Source organism: Acidimangrovimonas sediminis, assembly GCF_002871005.1.
Classification (GTDB): Bacteria; Pseudomonadota; Alphaproteobacteria; order Rhodobacterales; family Rhodobacteraceae; genus Acidimangrovimonas; species Acidimangrovimonas sediminis.
This window is the reverse complement of the sequence record NZ_PHSN01000013.1, coordinates 1-22,280: the sequence shown is the minus strand read 5'-3', so window position 1 is coordinate 22,280 and position 22,280 is coordinate 1. Positions and strand designations below refer to the sequence as shown.

Genomic DNA, 22,280 nt, shown 5'->3' with positions numbered 1-22,280 from the left:
GCGGGGTCTCCTGTTGCGCGCGGGGCTGAGAGTGCGGCGCCCGCGCCGGGGATGCCAGCGGGAAAGCGACGCTTTGGGCGCGGATTCGGTCAGGCGCCGCCTTCGTGCCGCGGCGCCGCGCCGGGATCAGGTCGCGGACCCTTCGGGCGGGAGGGGATAGGCGGGCGCCGTCAGCGGATGGTCGCCGAGGCCCTCGGCTTCGGCGGCCCGGCGGAAGGCGGGGCGGGTCTCCAGCACCGCCATGAAGTCCTGCAGGAACGGGAAGTCCTCGAAGTCGAGCCAGTCGTGATCGGCGTCGTAGGGATAGATCTGCGGCCAGCGCAGGAGAAGCGCGAGGTAGCAGCACAGGATCGAGGGGTCGTGCGGATCCAGCCAGGAGACGCCGGATTGGCCGAGCCTTTCGAAATGGCCGTAGGCGCGCAGAAGCCGCGCCTCGGTGCCCGCGATCAGGGTTTCCTGCGAGGCCGGGTCGGGGGCCGAGAACTTCAATGGCGCGAACAGCATGCGCAGGTCGGCATGGAGCGTGTTGGCACAGTAGAACAGCCATTTCAGGAAGACGCCGCGGTCGGGCGTGCCGGGCTGCGGGGCCATCTTGCCGTGCACCTCCGACAGCCACAGCAGGATCGCCCCTGTTTCGGAGAGCGCGCCCTGGTCGGTCTCCAGCGCGGGGATGAGGCCGATCTCGTTGATCGCGCGGTAGGCGGGGCTGTCCTGCGCGCGGGTCGCGCGGTCGACCAGCTTTGTCCGGTAGGGCACCCCCATCTCCTCGAGCGCGAGGCGCACGATCAGCGAGGCGTTGTCCGGGGCGTAGTGCAGCGTGTACATCGGGCCTCCTTTTCCGAGCCCAGTTCTGGCGCGGATCGGGGTGGCAGGCAACCTGCGCGATGGGGCCCCGGCACCGCGGTGGGGCCCCCTGGCCGTCATCCCGGTGCGCCGTGCCGCCGGGAAGGAACGTGGCCCGGGGGCCGCGCGTTGGGGCCGGACACAAGACCGACGGGCGGGGGCGGAACCTGGACGGTGAGCATGCGGGTTGAGGCCTGGTTCGGCTGGGGCATCGTGGCCCTGGGAATGGTTTGTTTCGGTTATCTGGTCCTGGCAGAGACGCAGAGGGATCTGCCGGCGACCCGGGTCTATGCCCGGTTGTGCCCGCGTGCCGACCTGACGGCGCGGGACTGTGCCGCCGCGCGCAGCCGCCCGGGGCGGAAGGTCATCGGGGAGGACGCGCCGGAGGGCTGACAGCCGGGCCAGTGGGCCTGTCCTGCTGCCGGGGCGCGTGCAGGCCGGTCTTGGCTCCGAACGTCGCGGCGCGGGCGGCGGGCGCGGGTCCCTGCGGGACTTTTCGCCCGGGCGGTTTCGGTCGCGGGGTGCGGTGTTGCGTGCCGGCGGTGGAGCGGGTGGGCGACGGGGCTCAACCCCCTGCTGTATGCGTGATTTCCCCCTCGCCCCTTGCCGCATGATTGCCTATAACCGGCCAGACCGTTTCTGCGAAGGAGCCCGCGATGGCCGCCGAGCTTTCCCCCATCGACAAGGCCAAGTTCGTCGCCGCCAAGCGCGCCGTCGAATATGTCGAGGACGGCATGCGGCTTGGGCTCGGGACCGGATCCACCGCCGCGTGGATGGTCCGCTGCCTGGGCGAGCTGGTGCGCGAGGAGGGGCTTCGGGTGACCGGTGTGCCGACCTCCAGCCGTACCGCGGAGCTGGCGCGGCAATGCGGGATCCGGGTAGTGAGCCTCGACGAGGCGAAGTGGCTGGACCTGACGATCGACGGCGCCGACGAGTTCGACCACCAGTTGAACCTGATCAAGGGCGGCGGCGGGGCGCTGTTGCAGGAAAAGATCGTGGCCACCGCCAGCGACCAGATGATCGTGATCGCGGATGCCGCGAAGGAGGTCACCCAGCTGGGGAACTTTCCGCTGCCGATCGAGGTGGTGCCCTTCGGCTGGCAGACCACCAAGGCGCTGGTCGAGGAGACGCTGGTCAGCCTCGACGTGCTGGGGCGGCAGGCCACGCTGCGCATGAACGGGGATGCGCCTTTCATCACCGACGAAGGGAACTACATCGTCGATCTACACCTCGGCCGGATCGGCAATGCGCGCCAGCTTGCGCTGGTGATCAACCAGATCCCGGGCGTGGTCGAGAACGGGCTGTTCGTCGACATCTGCGACATCGTGGTGATCGGCCACGGCGACGGCAGGGTCGAGACCCGCGACATCAACCAGGGCACGGTCGAGGAAGACCGGATCGAATTCGCGCCCACTGACAACGTCTTTGCCGACTTCGGCGAATGAGCCCGCTTTCGAGCTGGCCGGCGGAGGGGCACGGACGGGGCAGGGCGCAGACAGGAATGACATGACTTTCGACTATGATCTTTTCGTCATCGGCGGTGGCTCGGGTGGCGTGCGGGCGGCGCGGATCGCCGCGACCGAGGGCGGTGCCAGGGTGGCGCTGGCCGAGGAATACCGGATGGGCGGCACCTGCGTGATCCGTGGCTGCGTGCCCAAGAAGCTGATGGTCTACGCCTCGGAATACCCCGGCATGGTCGAGGATGCCCGTGCCTATGGCTGGGATGCCAAGGTGGGGGCGTTCGACTGGAAGGCCTTCCGCAAGTCGCTCGACGCAGAACTTACCCGGCTGGAGAACGCCTACCGCAAGGGGCAGGAGAACGCCGGCGTCACGATCCACGACCAGCGCGCCGTGGTGGTCGATCCGCACAGGGTACGGCTGGCCGACGGCACGGAGATCACCACCAAGCACATCCTGATCGCCACCGGCGGACAGCCCTTCGTGCCGGAGTTCGAGGGCTCCGACCTCGCGATCACCTCGAACGACATCTTCCTGCTCGATGATCTCCCCTCGTCGATCCTGGTCGTCGGCGGCGGCTACATCGCCTGCGAATTCGCCTGCATCCTGAACGGGCTCGGCGTGGACGTGACGCAGTATTACCGCGGCGCGCAGGTGTTGCGCGGCTTCGATGACGAGGCCCGCGGCCATGTCGCCGAAGGCATGAAGGCAAACGGGATCGAGATCCATTGCGGCACCGACGTCCTGCGCATGGAAAAGACCGGGGGCGGGATCCGGGTAAGCTCCACCGACGGCCACGAACGCACCTTCGAGGCGGTGATGTACGCGACTGGCCGGCGCCCCAACACGGCGGGCCTCGGGCTGGAACAGGCGGGGGTGGAGCTTGGCCGGTACGGCAAGGTGGTGGTCGACGATTACAGCCAGACCTCGGTGCCCTCGATCTATGCCGTGGGCGACGTGACCGACCGGATCGCGCTTACCCCGGTCGCGATCCGTGAGGGGCAGGCTTTCTCGCAGACGGTGTTCGCGGGCAAGCCCTCCAAGGCGGACCACGAGCTGGTGGCGAGCGCAGTCTTCACCCAGCCGGAGCTTGGCTCCGTCGGGCTGAGCGAGGAGGACGCGCGGGCGCAGGAGGAGATCGAGGTCTACCAGACCGCTTTCCGTCCGATGCAGTCGCTTTTCGCCGGACGTCCCGACCGGGTGTTGATGAAGCTGGTCGTGAGTGCGAAGACAGGCAAGGTGCTGGGGTGCCATATCGTCGCGCCGGGCGCGGGTGAGATGATCCAGCTTGCGGCGATCGCGATCAAGATGGGCGCGACGAAGGAAGACTTCGACCGGACCGTCGCGGTGCACCCCACGATGGGCGAGGAACTGGTGACCATGAAGACACCGGTCAGGAAAGGTTGAATTCGGCGCCTGCATCCCCAAGTCTCACGCAGGCGTGAGCGCGGCGGGTGCCGCGGCGCGTGACAAGTCGACGACGGCAGGAAGGAGCCAGATGGCAGGCAATTCTGGGGGGCCCTGGGGCGGCGGAGGCGGCGACGACCGCGACCGCGACAGGGACAGGGAGCGTGACAGGGATCGGGATCGCGATCGTGGCGGACGCCGCCCGGGCGAAGGCCCGCAGATCCCGGAAATCGACCGGATCATGAAAAAGGGCCAGGAGCAGCTGCGCGTGCTGATGGGCGGGCGCGGCAATGGTTCCGGCGGCGGTGGCCGCGGTCCCGGCGGCACGACGCCGTTCTCGGTGGCCTACGTGCTGCTGGGGATCGCCGTGGTGGCGGTGCTGTGGCTTTACGCCTCGTTCTACACGGTCAAGCCCGAGCAGCGCTCGGTCAAACTGTTCCTCGGCACCTTCGCGGGCATCGGCCAGCCGGGTCTGAACTTTGCCCCCTGGCCGGTGATGACCGCCGAGGTGATCCCGGTGACGTCGGAGCGTACCACCGATATCGGCGGCGGCAGCGCGGGCACCAACGACAGCGGCCTGATGCTGACCCACGACCAGAACATCGTCGACGTGCATTTCCAGGTGGTCTGGAATATCTCGGACCCGTCGAAATACCTGTTCAACCTCGCCGATCCGTCGGACACGATCCGCGCGGTCAGCGAATCGGCGATGCGCGACATCATCGCCCGCACCGACCTGTCGCCGATCCTCAACCGCAACCGCGGCGTGATCGCGCAGGACCTGATGACTGCGGTGCAGAAGACGCTCGACAGCTACCAGGCCGGGATCAACGTGATCCGGGTGAACTTCGACAGCGCCGATCCTCCGAAGGAGGTGATTGGGTCGTTCCGCGCCGTGCAGGCCGCGCAGCAGACCCGCGACAAGCTGGAGAAGGAGGCCGACGCCTACGCCAACAAGGCCACCGCCGCCGCGCGCGGCCGCGCCGCCCAGACGGTGGAAGAGGCAGAGGGCTACCGCGCCAAGGTCGTCAACCTCGCCCAGGGTGAGGCGAGCCGGTTCGATTCGATCTATGCGTCGTACCTGAAGGCGCCGGATGTCACCCGCAAGCGGATGTATCTCGACACGATGACGCGGGTGCTGGGCGACATGAACAAGGTCATCCTCGACGGCGTCGGCGGTGGCGGCACCGCCAACCCGGGCATGGTTCCCTACCTGCCTCTGAACGAACTGCTCAAGCAGGGGGCCGGGACCACCTCGGGAACCACCAAGACCGGGGGGAGCAACTGAGATGCGCAAGACAGTCTATCTCATCCCCGTCGTGGTGATCGTGCTGGCACTGGTGCTGGCGTCGATCTTCATCGTCGATCCGCGCTACAAGGCGCTGGTGCTGCAGTTCGGGCAGGTGAAGCAGCAGATCGAGAAGCCGGGTCTCTACTTCAAGATCCCGCTGATCCAGACCGTCGTCTATTATGACGGGCGGATCCTCGGCCTGCCGACGCAGCCGCTGGAGGTGACCCCGGCGGACGACCGTCGGATCGTCGTCGACGCCTTCGCGCGCTGGCGCATCACCGACCTGATCAAGTTCCGCGAGGCGACAGGCAACCAGGGCATCCAGTTCGCGCAGCAGCGGCTGGAGAATATCCTGAACGCCGCGATCCGCGAGGTGCTGGGCGAGGTGCCGTCCTCGGCCGTGCTGTCGGAGGACCGCACGCCGCTGATGGTCAAGATCCGCGACCAGGCCCGCAAGGAAGCCGCGGCACTGGGCGTCGATGTGATCGACGTGCGGCTCACCCGTACCGACCTGCCGACCGAGAACCTCAAGGCCACCTACGCCCGCATGCAGGCCGAGCGCGAGCGTGAGGCGGCGGACGAGATCGCGCGTGGTAACGAGGCGGCGCAACGTATCCGCGCGACCGCCGACCGCACCGCGCTGGAGCTGACCTCGGAGGCGCAGAAGAAGGCCGACGTGATCCGCGGCGAGGCCGATGCCAAGCGCAACGAGATCTACGCGGCAGCCTTCGGCAAGGATCCCGAGTTCTTCGCCTTCACCCGGTCCCTGAATGCCTATGCCGAGGCGCTCAAGGGTTCCAACACCACGATCGTGCTGAGCCCGAAGACCGAGTTCTTCGACTACCTCAACAACGACATGGGGACGAAGGGCGCTGTGGCGAAGGGTGCGGCGGCGAACGGGACGGCTAAGCTGCCGATGCCGGGCAAGACCCCGGACGCGGCGGCGGTACCGGGGCCGACGAAGCAGAAGGCGGGGAGCGCGTCCGGACAGGATGGCTCCTCGGGCGCGGCGGCCACCCCGTCGGCGACCCCCTCGTCGACGGCGCCCTCGTCGCCCGCCCCAGCGGCGGGGTCGGATGCCGGAGCCGCGGCCACGGGCAACTGACCCGCGCCGCATGATGACCGAGCTGATCCGCGCTCTGGGCATCGTTCTTGCTGTCGAGGGGCTGGTGTTCGCGCTGGCCCCCCGGCGGATCGAGCAGGCGCTGGCGCTGATCGCCGCCCTGCCGGTCGAGACCCGGCGCCTTCTGGGGCTGGGCGCCCTGGCCCTGGGCGTCGCGCTGATCGCCCTGGTCGGCGCACGGGGGTGACCCCGCCGCGGTAATTATGGGGCCAGGACGGGCCCCGACGGGCGCGCGATCAGCAAGATTGCGCCGTCCGCGCCCCGGCAGGGCAGGAAAAACGGCATCGGTCCCCGTGCGGGGCGATGCGCCGGGACACCAAGATGTGTATGCTCGTCGTTGAGCCCGGCTCAGAACAGCGAAGAGGAGCAATTCGTGCAGTCAAAGGCCCTATCCCTTCCGGTCCCCGCCCGGCGCCCTGGTGCCGCCGCGTTCCACTGGATGACGATCCTGCTTCTCGGGCTCGCCTTCGCGATCGCGCAGACGCTGGCGGCTCAGGCCCGCGGCACGCCCGACAGCTTTGCCGATCTCGCCGCCAAGGTCAGCCCCTCGGTCGTCGACATCACCACGACGACGACGGTCGCCGCTTCGGCCGACGACAACACGCCGATGGTGCCGAAGGGGTCCCCGTTCGAGGATTTCTTCAAGGATTTCATGGATCAGAACGGAAAACCCCGGCCGCGCCGCAGCCAGGCGCTCGGGTCGGGCTTCGTGATCTCGGAAGATGGCTACATCGTCACCAACAACCATGTCATCGAAGGTGCCGATGATATCCGGGTGGAGTTCAAGGACGGCGATCATTACGATGCGAAACTGGTGGGCACCGACCCCAAGACCGACATCGCGCTGCTGAAGATCGACGCGGGCAAGCCCTTGCCCTTCGTCAGCTTCGCCAACAGCGACAATTCGCGGGTCGGCGACTGGGTGCTGGCGGTGGGCAACCCGCTGGGGCAGGGGTTCTCGGTCTCGGCGGGGATCATCTCGGCCCGCGACCGGGCGCTGACCGGGACCTATGACGATTACTTCCAGACCGACGCGGCGATCAACCGCGGCAACTCGGGCGGGCCGCTGTTCAACATGGACGGGCAGGTGATCGGGGTGAACACCGCGATCCTGTCGCCCAATGGCGGGTCGATCGGGATCGGGTTCTCGATGGCGTCGAACGTGGTGTCCAAGGTCGTGGACCAGCTGCGCAAGTACGGCGAGACGCGGCGCGGCTGGCTGGGCGTCAGGATCCAGAACGTCACCCCCGACATGGCCGAGGCGATGGGCCTGCCCAAGGCCGCCGGCGCGCTGATCACCGATGTGCCTGACGGCCCGGCCAAGGACGGCGGGCTGAAGGCCGGCGACGTGATCCAGACGTTCAATGGCAAGCCGATCTCCGACACGCGCGAGCTGGTCAAGGTCGTGGCCGACGCGGCCGAGGGCCAGAAGGTGCCGGTGGTGGTGTTCCGCGACGGCAAGACGCTGACGCTGGATGTCACGCTGGGCCGGCGCGAGACCTCGGAGGATGACGGCGGCGACAAGACGCCGAAGCCCGCCACCAAGCCCGAGCCGAAGGAGCAGAAGCTGTTGGGCATGACGCTGAGCCCGCTGACCGCCGAGATGCGCGACAAGCTGGGCCTGACGCCCGAGGCGAAGGGCATCGTGATCATCGGGCTCGAGGACAGCAGCGAGGCCTATTCCAAGGGCCTGCGCGAGGGCGACCTGATCACCGAGGCCGGGCAGGCCCCGGTCGGGTCGATCCAGGATCTGCAGGATCGCATCTCGGAGGCCAAGGACGCGGGGCGCAAGTCGCTGCTGATCCTGATCCGGCGCAACGGCGATCCGCGCTTCGTGGCGCTCTCGGTGAAATAGCCGCAGCCCAAGGCGGGACTGTCGGGGGCGCCCTGCCGGGGCGCCCCTTTGCATTTGGTCCGCACCCTTCCTTCGGCTCGCTGACCGCCCCGGCACCGGGCGGAGGGGCCCCGTGCGCCGGCCCCGCACCCCCGGGGATGTGCGGACTTCCCGCCCGGCAGCGTATTCCGGCCCCGGCGCTGACGGGGCAGGCGGCCCGAAGTGCCGCGAGAACGCTCTGCGCTCAGGGGGCGAGCGTTCCCCCGTGCCGGCGCCGAGGGAACCGTGATCACGATTCTGCGTTGTCCAGCTATCCCGCTAGTTGTGCGTCCGCGCATGCCGATCTTACCTGAACGGAGGACTTCTCCGAATGACCGCGCTGTCCCAAGACACCCGGAGCTACGAGCGCGACGAGATCACCGTCGCCGATTCCTCCGCCCTCAGCCGAACCATCGCCGGCACCGCCATCGGGAACTTTACCGAATGGTACGATTTCGGCGTCTACAGCTACATCGTGCCGATCCTTTCGACCGTCTTCTTCCCGGATTCCGGGATCGCCGACATCGCCACCTTCGCCGGTCTCGCGATCTCGTTCCTCGTGCGGCCGATCGGGGGCATCTTCTGGGGCATCCTGGGCGACCGGATCGGGCGCAAGGGGGTGCTGGCCTTCACCGTTCTGATGATGGCCGTGGGCACCTTCGCGCTTGGCGTGCTGCCGGGGTATGCGGCGATCGGGGTGGCCGCCCCGATCCTCCTGTTCGCGGCGCGCGCGGTGCAGGGCTTTTCCACCGGCGGCGAATATGTCGGCGCGATGACCTTCCTCGTCGAACATTCGCCCGACCGCAGGCGGGGGCACCTGACGTCGTTCCTGCCGGTCGGCACGCTGTCGGGCTATGTTCTCGGGTCGCTTCTGGTGATCGGTCTGCAATGGGGGCTGACGCACGACCAGATGGTTGCCTGGGGCTGGCGTATCCCGTTCCTGCTGGCCGCCCCCCTCGGGATTGCCGGCCTCTACCTCAGGATGCGGCTTGAGGAGACGCCGGCCTACGAGGCTCAGGACGAGGAAGAGCGCGAGCTGGGTGGCCGGGCGCTGCTGGAAGAGACGGTGTACAAGCAGTGGCGGCCGCTCCTGATCTGCGCCGGCCTCGTGCTGTCGTTCAATGTCACGAACTACATGCTGACCGGCTACATGCCGACCTACTTTTCGGAAAAGCTGAAGCTGGGCGAGAATACCGGTCTCGTGATCATCACGGTGATCATGGTGCTGCTCGGGATCTCGGTCACCTTCCTCGGCCGGTTGTCGGACCGGATCGGGCGCAAGCCGCTGATGTATACCGGCTCGATCCTGCTGGTCGTCGCGGCGCTGCCGGCCTTCTGGCTGATCCTGCAGGGCGGCGCGGCAGCGGTGTTCTTCGGCAGCGTCATCGTCGGCGCCATGCTGGTGTGTTTCATGAGCACCGAACCGTCGGTCCTGCCCACGCTGTTCCCGACCCATGTGCGCTACGGCGCCACTTCCATCGGGTACAATATCTCGGTCTCACTCTTTGGTGGCACGACGCCGCTGATCACCGCGGCACTGGTCGATGGCACCGGCGACCTGATGATGCCGGCCTATGTGCTGGCGGTGGCGGGGGTTATCGGCCTGGTCGCGGTCTGGTTCACGCCCGAACCGGCGGGAGAGCCGTTGAAGGGCTCCGGCCCGACCGTCGCCAGCGAAGCCGAGGCCCGCGCGCTGGCCGCGGAATGACGGGCTGATCGCCGGACGACCTGACTGGGGGCTGCTGCCCTGCCGGGAATGCCCCGGCAGGGCAGCGGCTCAGTCGAGGTTCTGCTTGAGGTCCCAGAGGCTGTAGGCTTCCAACCCAAGCTGCCGCGCCGCGCCGGTCGACAGGATGTCGCTGTCGAGCCCGAGCGAGGATTGGTAGCGCCCGACGGCCTTGCGGGTCGGGGCATCCATCCGCCCGGTAAGCGGCAGAGTATAGAGCCCCCGGGCCTTCAGCGCGCGTTGCAGAGAGGCGATGAACTCCGGCGTCATCTGCGCCGGGCAGGGGGACCGGAACCAGACCTTGCGGCGCTGGCGCACGATCTGCTGATGGCTGACCGTGCTGAAGACCCCCGGCGCGGTCTCGACATGCTCCGTCGTGGTCTGGATCACGGCGGGCAGGGTGGTGTGGGTCCAGCATTCCCCGGGCACGGTGGAGGGCGGGCCCGGCTCCGTGCGGGTGACGATTTCGGAGGCCAGGGAATAGCCGTCGATATCCCCGGGGCCGCGTTCGACATCGCGCTCGCCCGGCGCGCCGGTACAGGCGGCCAGGCCAAGGGCCATCAGGCCGATAAGGAAGGGTCGGATCATCTGCTCGCCGGTCTTCGCACCTTTTCGCGGCACGATAACCTGCCAGGCGGCCCCGGGAAAGCGCCTCCTCAGGCTCCCTCGCCTCCCACCGCCTCGCACGGCTGTCCGGAGGGCGCCACCGCACCGGCGGAGTCAGCGGGGGGGGGCACACCCCCGGCACCCACCGCATCCGCGGGGGTTTCACACCCCCGCACCCCCGTGGGATATTTTCGAGCAGAAAGAAGGGAGGGTGGTGCTGCGGAGCGGGGTGGGGTCCCGTCGCCCTTTGCTGAAGCGCCGGCCTCTGGCATCCGCCGCCGGTTTCGCCTATGTCCGCTGGAACACCAACCGACACGCAGGCCACGGGGCACGAGATGGCGAAGATCACCTATATCGAATTCGGCGGCAAGGAACACACGCTCGACGTGGCCAACGGCCTGACGGTCATGGAAGGCGCGCGCGACAATGGCGTGCCGGGGATCGAGGCCGATTGCGGCGGTGCCTGCGCCTGTTCCACCTGCCATGTCTATGTCGATCCCGCCTGGGTCGACAAGCTGCCGCCCAAGGACGCGATGGAAGAGGACATGCTCGACTTCGCGTATCAGCCCGACCCGGTCCGCTCGCGGCTGACCTGTCAGCTCAAGGTGACCGACGCGCTGGACGGGCTGATCGTGCAGATGCCGGAAAAGCAGATCTGAGGCCGAACGGGCCCGGCGCGCGACGGATCGCAGGGCACAGCCGGGCCTGGGGCGCGCGCCCGTGGCGTGTGCGCCCGCGGGCCCCGGCGGGTCTCTGCCGCCACGTCTGCACCAGATCGCGGTGGCGCCCACCGGGTGGGCGAACGGGGGCCGTCCCGGGCCCCGGAGCGCCGCAATGCCCTGATCACGCTTGCTCTTGGCCGGGTGAGCGCCTAATCGGGATCTCATGAAACTTCTGTTCCTCGGAGACGTCATGGGCCGCGCCGGGCGCGCCGCCGTGACCCGCCGCCTGCCGGGCCTGCGCAGCGACTGGGGCCTCGATTTCGTCGTGGTCAACGGTGAGAACGCTACCTCGGGGGCGGGCCTGTCGGCCGCCCATGCCAAGGCCCTGCTGGAGGCGGGCGCCGATTGCCTGACGCTGGGCGACCATGCCTTCGATCAGAAGGACATGATGGCCTTCATCGAGCAGGAACCGCGGATCGTGCGGCCGCTGAACTATGCCAAGGGCGCACCGGGCAAGGGGGCGCGGGTCTTCACCGCGCCGGGCGGGCGCAAGGTGCTGGTGGCGCAGGCGCTGGGGCAGGTCTTCATGAAGCGCCCCTTCGACGACCCGTTCTCGGCGCTCGACGCCGTGCTCAAGGCGCAGCCGCTGGGCGGCGCGGTGCAGGCCGCGGTGGTGGATTTCCACTGCGAGGCGACGTCGGAGAAGATGGCCGCCGGCCATTGGTGCGACGGCCGCGCCAGCCTTGTCGTCGGGACCCACACCCACGTGCCCACGGGCGACGCGCAGATTCTGCGGGGCGGTACGGCCTATCTGACCGACGCCGGCATGTGCGGCGATTACGACAGCGTCATCGGCATGGACAAGGCCGAACCGATGCGCCGCTTCGTCACCGGCATGCCCAAGGGCCGGTTCGAACCCGCGGCGGGCGAGGCCACGCTTTCGGGCGTCTATGTCGAGACCGACGACCGCACCGGCCTTGCCACCCGCGTCCGGATGATCCGGGTGGGCGGGCGGCTGGAAGAGGCCACCCCGTGACACGGCCCTTCGCGCCCTATGCGCTGCTCGTGCTGCTGGGCGCGGGGTGGGGCATGACGCAGCCGCTTTCGAAGATCGCGGTCTCGACCGGCTACCACCCGCTGGGCCTTCTGTTCTGGCAGCTGGTGGTGGCGTCGCTGGTGCTGGGGGCGCTGGTGGCGGTGACCGGGCGGCGGCTGCCGCGGGGGCGGCGGCAATGGGCGATGTGCCTGCTGATCGCGCTGATCGGATCGGTGCTGCCGAACACGTTTTCCTACCTCTCGATCCGCCATCTGCCGGCGGGGGTGACCTCTATCGTGCTGTCGATGGTGCCGATGCTGGCCTTTCCCGTGGCGCTGTTCCTCGGCAACGACAGGTTCAGCGCGGCGCGGCTGGCGGGGCTTGCGCTCGGGCTTCTTGGGGTCGCGCTGATCGCCCTGCCGCGGTCGAGCCTGCCGGGCTCGGGGCAGGCGCTCTGGATCCTCGTGGCGCTGGTCGCGCCCACCTTCTACGCCTTCGAAGGCAACATCGTCGCGCGCTGGGGCACCGCCGGGCTGGACCCGGTGCAGCTGCTGTTCGGCGCCTCGCTGGTGGGGCTCGTCTTCGCGCTGCCGGCCGCCCTGCTGTCGGGCGAGTTCATCGCGCCGCGGCCGGGCCGGGCCGAGGCCGCGCTGGTGCTGCTGTCGGCGATCTCGGCCCTCGTCTATGCAACTTACGTCTGGCTGATCGGGCGTACCGGGCCGGTCTTCGCGGCGCAGACCTCGTACCTTGTCACGGCCTTCGGGGTGGTCTGGGCGATGCTCATGCTGGGCGAACGCTATTCCGGCTGGGTCTGGACCGCCTTCGTGGTGATGCTGCTGGGCCTTGCCCTCGTGCGGCCACGTGCCGAGGAGGCGCTTCCGGGCCCGGCGGCAGGCCCCGCAGCAGGCGGATTGGCAGATGGCGCGGCGGGGGGCCTCCCCGAGGCGGAGCCTTGCGCGAATGCAGAAATCGGCCACACTCCGGCCGGGACCCTCTGAGGAGCGATCATGTTCGGGCTCGACCTGCCCCAGACCGTACAGGCCTTTGCGGCGCTTGGCATCGTCTTTGCGATGTTCGTGCTCTTCGTGCGCGAGACCTACCCGGTGGAGGTGGTGGCGATCGGTGGCGCGGTGCTCATGTTGCTGTTCGGGATCCTGCCGCAGGGCGATGCGCTGAAGGTGCTGGCGAACCCGGCGCCCTGGACGATTGCCGCGCTGTTCATCATCGTCGGTGCCATGGTGCGGACAGGCGCGCTCGACTGGATCACACGGGCCGCCGCGCGCAACGTCGAGGCCCGCCCGGGCCCGACCCTCGCCGTGCTGGCGGTGGTCGTGGTCGGGCTGTCGGGGGTGGTGAACAACACGCCGGTCGTGGTGGTGATGATCCCGGTCTTCATGCAGATCGCGCGCAAGATGCGGATTGCGCCGTCGAAGGTGATGATTCCGCTGAGCTATCTGACCATCTTCGGCGGGACGCTGACTCTGCTGGGCACCTCGACCAACCTGCTGGTCGACGGGGTGGCGCGCTCGGCGGGAATGAAACCGTTCGGGGTGTTCGAGATCTCGGGCCTCGGGCTGATCGTCGCGCTGGTGGGAATGGCCTATCTCGCGCTGTTCTCGCGGCTGCTGCCGGTGCGCGAGTCGCTGGCGTCGATGCTGGCGGACCGCGGGCCGATGAAGTTCTTCACCGAGGTGGCCGTGCCCGAGGACTCGTCGCTCGTGGGCGACAAGCTGTCCTCGGTCGAGCTGTTCCGACGCGAGGGGGTGCGCGTGGTCGACGTGCTGCGCGGCGACGCCTCGCTCCGGCGTGACCTGGCGGGGGTGGAGCTGGAGGCGGGCGACCGTGTGGTGCTGCGCACGCCGATGGCCGAACTGCTGGGGCTGCAGCAGCACCGCGACCTGCGGCTGGTCGACAAGCTGGGCTCCGTCCAGACCTCGACGGTGGAGGTGCTGATCACGCCGGGCTGCCGCATGGTCGGGCGGTCGCTGGGCGAGCTGCGCCTGCGCCGGCGCTATGGCGTCTACGTGCTGGCCGCGCACCGGCGTAACCAGAACATCGGCCGGCAGCTCGACGATCTCGTGGTGCGGGTGGGCGACACGCTGCTGCTCGAGGGCGAGGCGGGCGACATACGCCGCCTTGCGACCGAGATGGACATGGTAGAGGTCGCGGCCCCGTCCGAACGTGCCTACCGCCGGGGCCGGGCCTGGGTGGCGATCGTCGCCCTGGCCGGGATCGTCATCCTGTCGGCGCTGGGTGTGGCGCCGATCGTGTCGCTGGCCATGGTGGCCGTGGCGCTGGTGCTGCTGACCCGCTGCATCGACAGCGACGAGGCCTTCGGCATGGTCGAGGGGCGCCTGCTTGCGATGATCTTCGCGATGCTGGCGATCGGGGCGGGGCTGGAACGCTCGGGCGCGGCGAAGCTGGTGGTGGACTGGGCGTCGCCGGCGCTGTCGCGGTTGCCGCCCGAGGGGCTGATCCTTGCGCTCTTCGTGCTGACCTGGGCCCTGACCGAGCTGGTGACGAACAACGCGGTGGCGCTGGTGGTGACGCCGATCGCGATCGGGCTGGCGCATTCCCTGCATGTCGACCCGCGGCCCCTGGTGGTGACGGTGATGTTCGCGGCCTCGGCAAGCTTTGCCACCCCGATCGGCTATCAGACCAACACGCTGGTCTACGGCCCCGGGGGCTACCGCTTCACCGATTACGTCCGCTTCGGCCTGCCGCTGAGCCTGATCATGGCGATCGTGGTCAGCGTGGCGGTGCCGTTGATCTGGCCGCTCTGAGCGGGGCCAAAACTCTTGCAAAAGTTTTGCAAATTCCTTCGAAGGAATTTGGCACGGCTTGAGGCGATGCGCCCGGCAGGCTAAGGGAGTCCGGGACCAAGGAGTGCCGTGCGATGCCCGTTTTCCTGAACACGCAAGACCCGGGGTTCGAGGACGCCTTCCGCGCGCTTCTCGGTGCCAAGCGCGAGGATGCGCCCGAGGTCGACGATGTCGTGGCCGGCATCATCGCGGACGTGCGCGCGCGGGGCGACGCGGCGGTGATCGAGCTGACCGCGAAATTCGACCGGCTGGAGCTGACGCCCGAAACGCTGGCCTTCTCGGCCAAGGAGATCGACGCCGAATGCGCGCGGGTGCCCGAGGCCGAGCGCGCGGCGCTGGAGCAGGCGGCCGAGCGGATCCGGGCCTACCACGTGCGCCAGATGCCCGCGGATGCGCGCTGGACCGACCCCGAGGGCGCAAGCCTCGGCTGGCGCTGGACACCGGTCGCGGCGGCGGGGCTCTATGTGCCGGGGGGGCTTGCGTCCTATCCGTCGTCGGTGCTGATGAACGCGATCCCGGCGCAGGTGGCGGGGGTCGGGCGGCTGGCGATCTGCGCGCCGACGCCCGGGGGGCAGGCCAATCCGCTGGTGCTGCTGGCCGCGCGGCTGTCGGGGGTCGACACGGTCTATCGCATCGGCGGGGCGCAGGCGATCGCGGCGCTGGCCTACGGTACCGAGACGATCGCCGCGGTCGACAAGATCACCGGCCCCGGCAATGCCTTCGTGGCGGCGGCCAAGCGGCGGGTATTCGGCAAGGTGGGGATCGACATGATCGCCGGCCCCTCCGAGATCCTCGTTATCGCCGATCGGCACAACGACCCGGATTGGATTGCGCTGGATCTGATGAGCCAGGCCGAGCATGACGAAAGCGCGCAGTCGATCCTGATCACAGACGATGTCGCCTTCGGGCAGGCGGTCGCGGCGGCGGTCGAGGCGCGGCTCGAGACGCTGGAGCGCCGCGCGATCGCGGGCGCCAGCTGGCGCGACTATGGCGCAGTGATCGTGGTGCGCGATCTGACCGAGGCGGCGGCGCTGTCGAACCGGGTGGCGCCGGAGCACCTGGAGATCTGCACCGAGGACCCGGAGGCGCTTCTGCCCGAGATCGCCCATGCAGGCGCGATCTTCCTCGGACCGTGGACGCCCGAGGCGATCGGTGATTACGTCGGCGGGCCGAACCACGTGCTGCCCACCGCGCGCTCGGCGCGGTTCTCCTCGGGGCTGTCGGTGCTGGATTTTCTCAAGCGCACCACGCTGGCGCGGATGACGCCCGAAGCATTGCGCGCGATCGGCCCCTCGGCCGAGACGTTGGCCCGGTCCGAGAGCCTCGAGGCGCATGGCCTCAGTGTCCGCGCCCGGCTCGACGGGTTGAACGACAAGATGCACGGGGGGTGAGGCCATGACCAACCGCATCAGCAGGATCGACATCGACGACACCGGTCTTGCCGTCCCCACGCCCGAGATCGAGCAGGAGCGCCGGGTCGCCGTCTTCGACCTTTTGGAGGATAACAGCTTTGCCCTCCCGGCGCGCGACGGCAAGGCGATCCCCGAGGGGCCCTATCACCTCATGCTGGCGATCCGCGACAAGCGCCTCGTGCTCGATGTCTCGACCGAGAGCGGCGAGAAGGTGGGAGAGGTGCATCTGTCGATGGGCCCGTTCCGGCAGGCAGTGAAGGATTACTTCCAGATCTGCGAAAGCTATTTCGACGCGGTGAAGCGCCTGCCACCCAGCCAGATCGAGGCGATCGACATGGCGCGCCGCGGCATCCACAACGAGGGCGCGCGGATCCTGCAGGAGCGCCTCGACGGCAAGGCGGAGGTGGACATCGACACCGCGCGCCGCCTCTTCACCCTGATTTGCGTGCTGCACTGGGGTTGATCGGGTGGCTGACAGCTTTCCCTCGTCCGTGCTGTTCTGCTGCGACCACAACGCCGTGCGCTCGCCCATGGCAGAGGGGCTGATGAAGCGCCTCTACGGCCAGCGCTGCTATGTGCAGTCGGTCGGCGTCAAGAACGACATGGAGATCGACGGCTTCTCGATCGCGGTCTGCAAGGAGATCGGGGTCGAGTTGGAGCGCCACCGCTCGCGCAGTTTCGACGAGATGCAGGAATGGGGCGACGACCTGTCGGGCTTTGACCTGGTGGTTGCGCTGTCGCCCGCCAGCCAGCGCATGGCGCTGGAACTGACGCGCTACTATCACCTCGACGTGGAATACTGGCCGATCCTCGATCCGACCGGTCTTGGCGAGACGCGCGAGGCCAAGCTTGCCGCCTATCGCCAGGCCCGCGACCAGATCCGCGCGCGGATGGTGGAACGCTTCGGCCCGCCGTCTGAACCGGCCGCAGAACCGCCCACCCAACCACGGAGCAGAGCATGACCCGGGACCTTATCGCGCGCTACTTCGACGCCTTCAACGCGGGCGACGCCGCCGGCATGCTGGCCTGTGTCAGCGATGACGTGGAACATCACGTCAACCAGGGCGAGGTGCGCCGCGGCCGCGCGGCCTTCGAGGCGTTCTGCGGCCACATGGGGGTAAGCTATCGCGAGGTGCTGCGCGACATGGTGATCTTCGTGTCCGGGGACGGCACCCGGGCTGCGGCGGAATTCACCGTGCACGGCGAATACCTTAAGACCGATCCGGGCCTGCCCGAGGCAAAGGGCCAGCGCTACGTGCTGCCCGCCGGCTCCTTCTTCACGATCCGGGATGGCAAGGTCGCGCGGGTGACGACCTATTACAACCTTGCCGACTGGGTGGCGCAGGTGTCGGCGGCGTGAGCGCAGGGGCGCAAACCCCGGGCCGGGCCGAGACCCGGGCCCTGACCGGCGCGACGCTGGGGGACGTGCTGGATGATGTCGCGCGGCTGAGGATCGCGGTATTCCGCGACTGGCCCTACCTCTACGATGGCGATCTCGACTACGAGCGGGGCTATCTGGCGAGCTACCGCGACAGCCGCGATGCGATCGTCGTCGGCGCCTTCGACGGAGCGCGTGCGGTGGGCGTGGCGACGGGCACGCCGATGGAAGACCACGCGACCGATTTCGCGGCGCCCTTCGCGGCGACGGGGATCGCGCTCGACCAGATCTTCTATTGCGCCGAATCGGTGCTTCTGCCGGCCTATCGCGGGCAGGGGGTAGGGCACCGCTTCTTCGATCTGCGCGAGGCGCATGCGCGGGCGCTGGGGCGGCGCTACGTCGCCTTCTGCTCGGTGCAGCGGCCCGCCGATCACCCGCTTCGCCCCGCGGCCGCGCGGACGAACGACGCGTTCTGGCGCGGGCGCGGTTATGCGCCGCTGGAGGGCGTGGTCGCGCGGTTTCGCTGGAAGGATGTCGACCGGGTGGACGAGACCGAGAAAGCGCTGCAATTCTGGATGCGGCGGCTCTGACCTGCCGGTGCCTTGTCGGAGGCCCGGCGGGTCAGAGCCGCCGCTGCCCCAGCCTGCGGGGCTGCGGGCCGCAACATGGAAGGACATGCAATGAAGATCGCCGCCGCCGCCTATCCGCTCGACTGGTTCGAGGACGAGGGCGCCTATGCCGCCAAGATCGAGAGCTGGGTCGCGGGCGCCGTGGGGCAGGGGGCGGAGATTCTGGTGTTTCCCGAATACGGCGCGATGGAACTGGCGAGCCTTGCCGGCCCGGCCGTGAAGGGCGACGAGATGGGCAGCCTGCGCGCGGCCTCGGACATGCGGCCCGTCGCCGACCGCGTGCTGAGCGACGCGGCCCGGCGTCACGGCGTTCATATCCTGGGCGGCTCGGGGCCGTGCTACGCCGGTGACCGCCTAGTCAATCGCGCGACCTTCTACGGACCCGAGGGGATCCTGGGCCACCAGGACAAGCAGATGATGACCCGCTACGAGGCCGAGGAGATCGACATGCAGGGCGGCGACCCGCTCAGGCTGTTCGACACCCCGATCGGTCGGATCGGGATCACCATCTGCTACGACAGCGAATTCCCGCTGCTGTCGCGTGCGCTGGCCGAGGCGGGGGCCGAGATCATCCTTGTGCCCTCCTGCACCGAGGCGATGGCGGGCTTCACCCGGGTGCGGGTCGGCGCGATGGCGCGGGCCCTGGAAAACCAGTGCGTCGCCGTGCATGCGCCGCTGATCGGCCCCTGCGACTGGTGCCCCCCGGTCGAGACGAACACTGGCCGTGCAGCACTTTACGGCCCGCCCGACCGGGGCTGGCCGGCCGAGGGCATTCTGGCCGAGACGGCGCACGACACGCCCGGCTGGGCGGTCGCAGAGGTCGACCTTTCGCTGATCCGCAGAACCCGCGCGGATGGGGGGGTGCTGAACCTGCGCGACTGGCCGCGGCAGGCCGGACGCCTCGAATCCGGGGTCGAAACCGTGACACTTGTGCGTTCCCCCGCATAAAGCCGACATAAAGCCCTTGAAATATTGGTGATCCGGGCGCATTTAATGCGGCGCCCGCACTCAGGCGGGATTCCCCTAGGACGGAGTGAACATGGCCAAGGAAGAAATGCTCGAATTTCCCGGTGTCGTGAAGGAACTCCTGCCAAACGCGACGTTCCGGGTCGAGCTTGAAAACGGCCATGAGATCATCGCCCATACGGCAGGAAAGATGCGCAAGAACCGGATCCGCGTGCTTGCAGGCGACCGCGTTCAGGTCGAGATGACGCCCTACGACCTTTCCAAGGGCCGCATCAACTATCGCTTCAAGTAAGCGATCCTTCACGATGCGACTCATCCTCGGCTCGGGCAGCCCGCGCCGCCTCGACCTGTTGCGGCAGGTGGGTATCGTGCCCGATGCGGTGCGCCCGCCCGATATCGACGAGGATCCGGGCCGCGGAGAGCTGCCGCGCCCCTATTGCGCCCGTCTCGCACGCGAGAAGGCGCAGGCGGTGACGGCCGAGCCCGATGACATCGTGCTGTGCGCCGATACCACCGTGGCGCTCGGGCGCCGCATCCTCGGCAAGCCGGCGGATGCGGCAGAGGCCGCCGAATTCCTCGTGGCGCTCGGCGGACGCCGGCATCAGGTGATCACCGCGGTCGCGGTGCGCCGGGGTGACCGGGTCTGGACCCGCGAGGTGGTGACGGCAGTGAAGATGAAACGCCTCTCGGATGCCGAGCTGAACGGCTATCTCGCCTCGGGCGAGTGGCAGGGCAAGGCGGGGGGCTACGCGATTCAGGGGCTGGGCGGCGCGCTGGTGCCGTGGATCTCGGGCAGTTTCACCGGGGTCGTGGGCCTTCCGGTGGCCGAGACGGTGGCCCTGCTGGCCGCCGCGGGCTACCCTGTCCACACCCCGCAACAGGGAGAGGCGCCATGAAGGGCCGGGTCATCGCGATCGACAGTCACGAAGGACGCGCCGCCGCCGCGCTGATCGAGGACGGCCAGCTGATCGACCTTCTGGTCGATGCCGACGACGACCAGCCGCCGCCCGGCGCGATCTTCCGTGGAGTGGTGAACCGGCCGATGAAGGGGCAGGGGGGCGTCTTTGTCACGCTGCCCGACGGCATGACCGGGTTCCTGCGTCAGGTCTCGGGGCTGTCCCCGGGGGAACGGGTGCTGGTACAGGTCGCGGGCCATGCCGAACCCGGTAAGGCCGTGCCGGTCAGCCAGCGCCTTCTGTTCAAGTCGCGCTATGCCATCGTGACCCCGGATGCGCCGGGCCTGAACATCTCGCGCCGGATCCGGGACGAAGAACTGCGCGACCGGCTCTCTGCCTCGGCAGAGGCCGGCATGGCGGGCGCGGCCGAGGGGCTTGGTCTTGTCCTGCGCTCGGCCGCCGCGCTGGCGCAGGAGGAAGAGCTGGCCGAGGATATCGCCCAGATGCGCGGCCTCGCGGAACAGGTGCTGGCGGACTTGACGGGGGAGCCGGAGCTTCTGGTCGACGGCGCGACCGCCGCCGAGACAGCCTGGCGCGACTGGGCCGACCCGGCCCCCGACGAGATCCGCGCCCGCCCCGGCGCCTTCGCCGAGCTGGGCGTGGACGAGATGATCGATGCGCTGATGTCGCCGCGCGTGGCGCTGCCCGGCGGCGGCCACCTGATGATCGAGCCGACCCGCGCGCTGATCGCGGTCGACGTCAACACCGGGCCCGATACCTCGCCTGCGGCGGGCCTCAAGGCCAATATCGCCGCGGCCCGCGATCTGCCGCGCCAGCTGCGCCTGCGCGGTCTCGGCGGGCAGGTGGTGGTGGATTTCGCGCCGATGTCCAAGAAGGATCGTGCCGCGCTGGAGCAGGTCCTGCGCGCGTCCTTCCGCGCAGCCGGGACCGAGACAAGCCTCGCCGGCTGGACCCCGCTTGGCAATTACGAACTGCAGCGCAAGCGCGAGAGGATGCCGCTGTCGCGGGCCCTGGCGGGACGGGGCGGGGCATGAGCTGCCCGGTCTGCGGCAAGGCGGCGGATCCGAAATACCGCCCCTTCTGCTCGCGCCGCTGTGCCGACGTCGATCTGGCGCACTGGCTGCGCGGCGATTACGCGATTCCGGTGGTGGACGAGATCCCCGAAGAGGCCCCGAACGAAGCCCCCGACGGGGACGGAGCGACCGGCGGCGCCGACGATTTCCCGATGTCTCCGGGACGGGGGAGAGGGCGGCCGCACTAGGCGCCCGGCGCGCGTCGATTTTTTCGCGCGAATCCTCTGGACAGTGCCGCTGGCCTCTTCTAAGACGACCCGACCCGAACGGCCCGCCCGTTCAACCGTGCCCGGGTAGCTCAGGGGTAGAGCAGTGGATTGAAAATCCTCGTGTCGGTGGTTCGATTCCGCCCCCGGGCACCATTTTTCAGACATATATGTAATAAAAAGAGGGACTTATGGTGCCTCATGTCGGTTGAATCTACCCATTTGTCCACCCAGAGACTCGCTATAGGCAGTTGTTGGTACGACAAGAGGATTGAGTGCCAGCGTTGGTCAAGCCAAGGTAGTGTGGAAACACTGTATCGGTGGCAAGCGGTATGAGAAAGAACAGGCTAGAACCAGTTCGACCTCGGGCGAAAGACTCGCCGCTACGGTTCCAGCGTGTCGGGGTCGATCCAGAAAAGCACGCCGAGTTCAAGGAAGCGATGCTCAAGACGGCGCGTTCTTCTGTTAGGGAATTTCCTAAGCAATTTGAGTCGGTTAAGAATATCCTTCGGCGTGTATATCCGCTTTACGCCCTTGCGGCATTTGGGAGCTACGGCGCTCAGGGCGCATTGATGGAGAGCGGAGAGCAGCACAAGTTCCTGCCTGGTATCCTCCAGCACCATTGCGAACTGCTGCAAGCGATCTTGCTTACCATGTCGCGGGACGAGTGGGGCCGTGAGCCACTCACTCCGGTCGTGATGGAGGCGCTATTCGACATCGTTCCGAGGCTGTCCGATACATTCTTCATGCAGCGCGTTCTTGAAGCTGAGGGACTGCAGAACGATGAAGAAGCGATGGTGACCTGCTCCCCTTGGAGTCCGCGTTTATAGGTTAGCTCTGTTCAGGGTTTGG

At 68.4% G+C, this 22,280-nt stretch carries 24 protein-coding genes and 1 tRNA gene; 23 read left to right on the top strand and 2 right to left on the bottom strand.

The genetic code is table 11. The features are described 5' to 3' along the window. Window positions 1-126: 126 nt before the first annotated feature. Entirely contained in the window at window positions 127-825 is a 699-nt protein-coding gene (locus CVV76_RS12550; protein ID WP_102225007.1) for a glutathione S-transferase family protein, read from the bottom strand. Between the two features lie 674 nt (window positions 826-1,499). Between CVV76_RS12550 and rpiA the strand changes: the two genes are divergently transcribed. The 7 genes from rpiA to CVV76_RS12510 all read left to right on the top strand — a co-directional run bounded on the left by rpiA (window position 1,500) and on the right by CVV76_RS12510 (window position 9,703). Next, window positions 1,500-2,288, top strand: coding sequence for a ribose-5-phosphate isomerase RpiA (gene rpiA / locus CVV76_RS12540; protein ID WP_102225005.1), 789 nt, complete (start codon window positions 1,500-1,502; stop codon window positions 2,286-2,288). Between the two features lie 61 nt (window positions 2,289-2,349). Continuing rightward, on the top strand, window positions 2,350-3,708 hold the full coding sequence (gor, locus tag CVV76_RS12535) for a glutathione-disulfide reductase (protein WP_102225004.1): 1,359 nt from the start codon (window positions 2,350-2,352) through the stop codon (window positions 3,706-3,708). Window positions 3,709-3,799: 91 nt separating this feature from the next. Next, on the top strand, window positions 3,800-4,996 hold the full coding sequence (gene hflK, locus CVV76_RS12530; protein WP_102225003.1) for an FtsH protease activity modulator HflK: 1,197 nt from the start codon (window positions 3,800-3,802) through the stop codon (window positions 4,994-4,996). A 1-nt stretch (window position 4,997) separates the two neighbouring features. After that, complete coding sequence (gene hflC / locus CVV76_RS12525; RefSeq protein WP_102225002.1) at window positions 4,998-6,104, top strand: protease modulator HflC; 1,107 nt, start codon at window positions 4,998-5,000, stop codon at window positions 6,102-6,104. Between the two features lie 13 nt (window positions 6,105-6,117). After that, complete coding sequence (locus CVV76_RS12520) at window positions 6,118-6,309, top strand: DUF2065 family protein (protein WP_102225191.1); 192 nt, start codon at window positions 6,118-6,120, stop codon at window positions 6,307-6,309. Between the two features lie 186 nt (window positions 6,310-6,495). Next, window positions 6,496-7,977, top strand: a complete 1,482-nt coding sequence (locus CVV76_RS12515) for a DegQ family serine endoprotease (RefSeq protein WP_408607884.1) — start codon at window positions 6,496-6,498, stop codon at window positions 7,975-7,977. 349 nt (window positions 7,978-8,326) lie between these two features. Further along, window positions 8,327-9,703 carry an MFS transporter gene (locus CVV76_RS12510; protein WP_102225000.1) on the top strand — a complete coding sequence of 459 codons (1,377 nt, stop codon included), beginning with the start codon at window positions 8,327-8,329 and terminating at the stop codon, window positions 9,701-9,703. 69 nt (window positions 9,704-9,772) lie between these two features. Here the strand turns inward: CVV76_RS12510 and CVV76_RS12505 are convergent, their stop codons facing one another. Further along, complete coding sequence (locus CVV76_RS12505; protein WP_102224999.1) at window positions 9,773-10,309, bottom strand: peptidoglycan-binding domain-containing protein; 537 nt, start codon at window positions 10,307-10,309, stop codon at window positions 9,773-9,775. A gap of 353 nt (window positions 10,310-10,662) precedes the next feature. Here CVV76_RS12505 and CVV76_RS12500 point away from each other — a divergent pair, with 353 nt between their 5' ends. From CVV76_RS12500 to CVV76_RS12425, 16 genes are all read left to right on the top strand, one after another. After that, entirely contained in the window at window positions 10,663-10,986 is a 324-nt protein-coding gene (locus CVV76_RS12500) for a 2Fe-2S iron-sulfur cluster-binding protein (RefSeq protein WP_102224998.1), read from the top strand. A gap of 226 nt (window positions 10,987-11,212) precedes the next feature. Then, window positions 11,213-12,025, top strand: coding sequence for a TIGR00282 family metallophosphoesterase (locus tag CVV76_RS12495; protein WP_102224997.1), 813 nt, complete (start codon window positions 11,213-11,215; stop codon window positions 12,023-12,025). Then, window positions 12,022-13,023 (top strand): DMT family transporter, encoded by a 1,002-nt coding sequence (locus tag CVV76_RS12490; RefSeq protein WP_199178595.1) that lies wholly within the window; start codon window positions 12,022-12,024, stop codon window positions 13,021-13,023. The genes CVV76_RS12495 and CVV76_RS12490 overlap by 4 nt, the downstream gene beginning before the upstream one ends. 9 nt (window positions 13,024-13,032) lie before the next feature. Next, complete coding sequence (locus CVV76_RS12485) at window positions 13,033-14,808, top strand: SLC13 family permease (protein WP_102224996.1); 1,776 nt, start codon at window positions 13,033-13,035, stop codon at window positions 14,806-14,808. Between the two features lie 113 nt (window positions 14,809-14,921). After that, the gene (gene hisD, locus CVV76_RS12480) at window positions 14,922-16,238 is read left to right on the top strand and encodes a histidinol dehydrogenase (protein WP_102224995.1); all 1,317 of its coding nucleotides are present in this window, start codon (window positions 14,922-14,924) and stop codon (window positions 16,236-16,238) included. Between the two features lie 4 nt (window positions 16,239-16,242). Continuing rightward, window positions 16,243-16,722: a UPF0262 family protein gene (locus tag CVV76_RS12475; protein ID WP_102224994.1), complete on the top strand. Its 480-nt coding sequence runs from the start codon at window positions 16,243-16,245 to the stop codon at window positions 16,720-16,722. 4 nt (window positions 16,723-16,726) lie between these two features. Beyond that, entirely contained in the window at window positions 16,727-17,221 is a 495-nt protein-coding gene (locus CVV76_RS12470; protein WP_269844492.1) for an arsenate-mycothiol transferase ArsC, read from the top strand. Next, window positions 17,218-17,619, top strand: coding sequence for a ketosteroid isomerase-related protein (locus CVV76_RS12465; protein WP_102224992.1), 402 nt, complete (start codon window positions 17,218-17,220; stop codon window positions 17,617-17,619). Before CVV76_RS12470 ends, CVV76_RS12465 begins: the two co-directional genes overlap by 4 nt. Continuing rightward, window positions 17,616-18,227: a GNAT family N-acetyltransferase gene (locus CVV76_RS12460; protein WP_233192843.1), complete on the top strand. Its 612-nt coding sequence runs from the start codon at window positions 17,616-17,618 to the stop codon at window positions 18,225-18,227. The genes CVV76_RS12465 and CVV76_RS12460 overlap by 4 nt, the downstream gene beginning before the upstream one ends. Window positions 18,228-18,317: 90 nt before the next feature. Continuing rightward, entirely contained in the window at window positions 18,318-19,214 is an 897-nt protein-coding gene (locus tag CVV76_RS12455) for a carbon-nitrogen hydrolase family protein (protein WP_102224991.1), read from the top strand. Between the two features lie 91 nt (window positions 19,215-19,305). Then, window positions 19,306-19,524, top strand: a complete 219-nt coding sequence (gene infA, locus CVV76_RS12450; RefSeq protein WP_102224990.1) for a translation initiation factor IF-1 — start codon at window positions 19,306-19,308, stop codon at window positions 19,522-19,524. Between the two features lie 13 nt (window positions 19,525-19,537). Continuing rightward, window positions 19,538-20,128, top strand: coding sequence for a Maf family protein (locus CVV76_RS12445; protein ID WP_102224989.1), 591 nt, complete (start codon window positions 19,538-19,540; stop codon window positions 20,126-20,128). Further along, on the top strand, window positions 20,125-21,183 hold the full coding sequence (locus tag CVV76_RS12440) for a ribonuclease E/G (protein WP_102224988.1): 1,059 nt from the start codon (window positions 20,125-20,127) through the stop codon (window positions 21,181-21,183). The genes CVV76_RS12445 and CVV76_RS12440 overlap by 4 nt, the downstream gene beginning before the upstream one ends. Next, window positions 21,180-21,410: a DNA gyrase inhibitor YacG gene (locus CVV76_RS12435; RefSeq protein WP_102224987.1), complete on the top strand. Its 231-nt coding sequence runs from the start codon at window positions 21,180-21,182 to the stop codon at window positions 21,408-21,410. Before CVV76_RS12440 ends, CVV76_RS12435 begins: the two co-directional genes overlap by 4 nt. A 99-nt stretch (window positions 21,411-21,509) precedes the next feature. Next, window positions 21,510-21,584: transfer RNA gene (locus tag CVV76_RS12430), tRNA-Phe, on the top strand. Between the two features lie 284 nt (window positions 21,585-21,868). Beyond that, window positions 21,869-22,258 carry a hypothetical protein gene (locus CVV76_RS12425; protein WP_102224986.1) on the top strand — a complete coding sequence of 130 codons (390 nt, stop codon included), beginning with the start codon at window positions 21,869-21,871 and terminating at the stop codon, window positions 22,256-22,258. Window positions 22,259-22,280 lie beyond the last annotated feature (22 nt).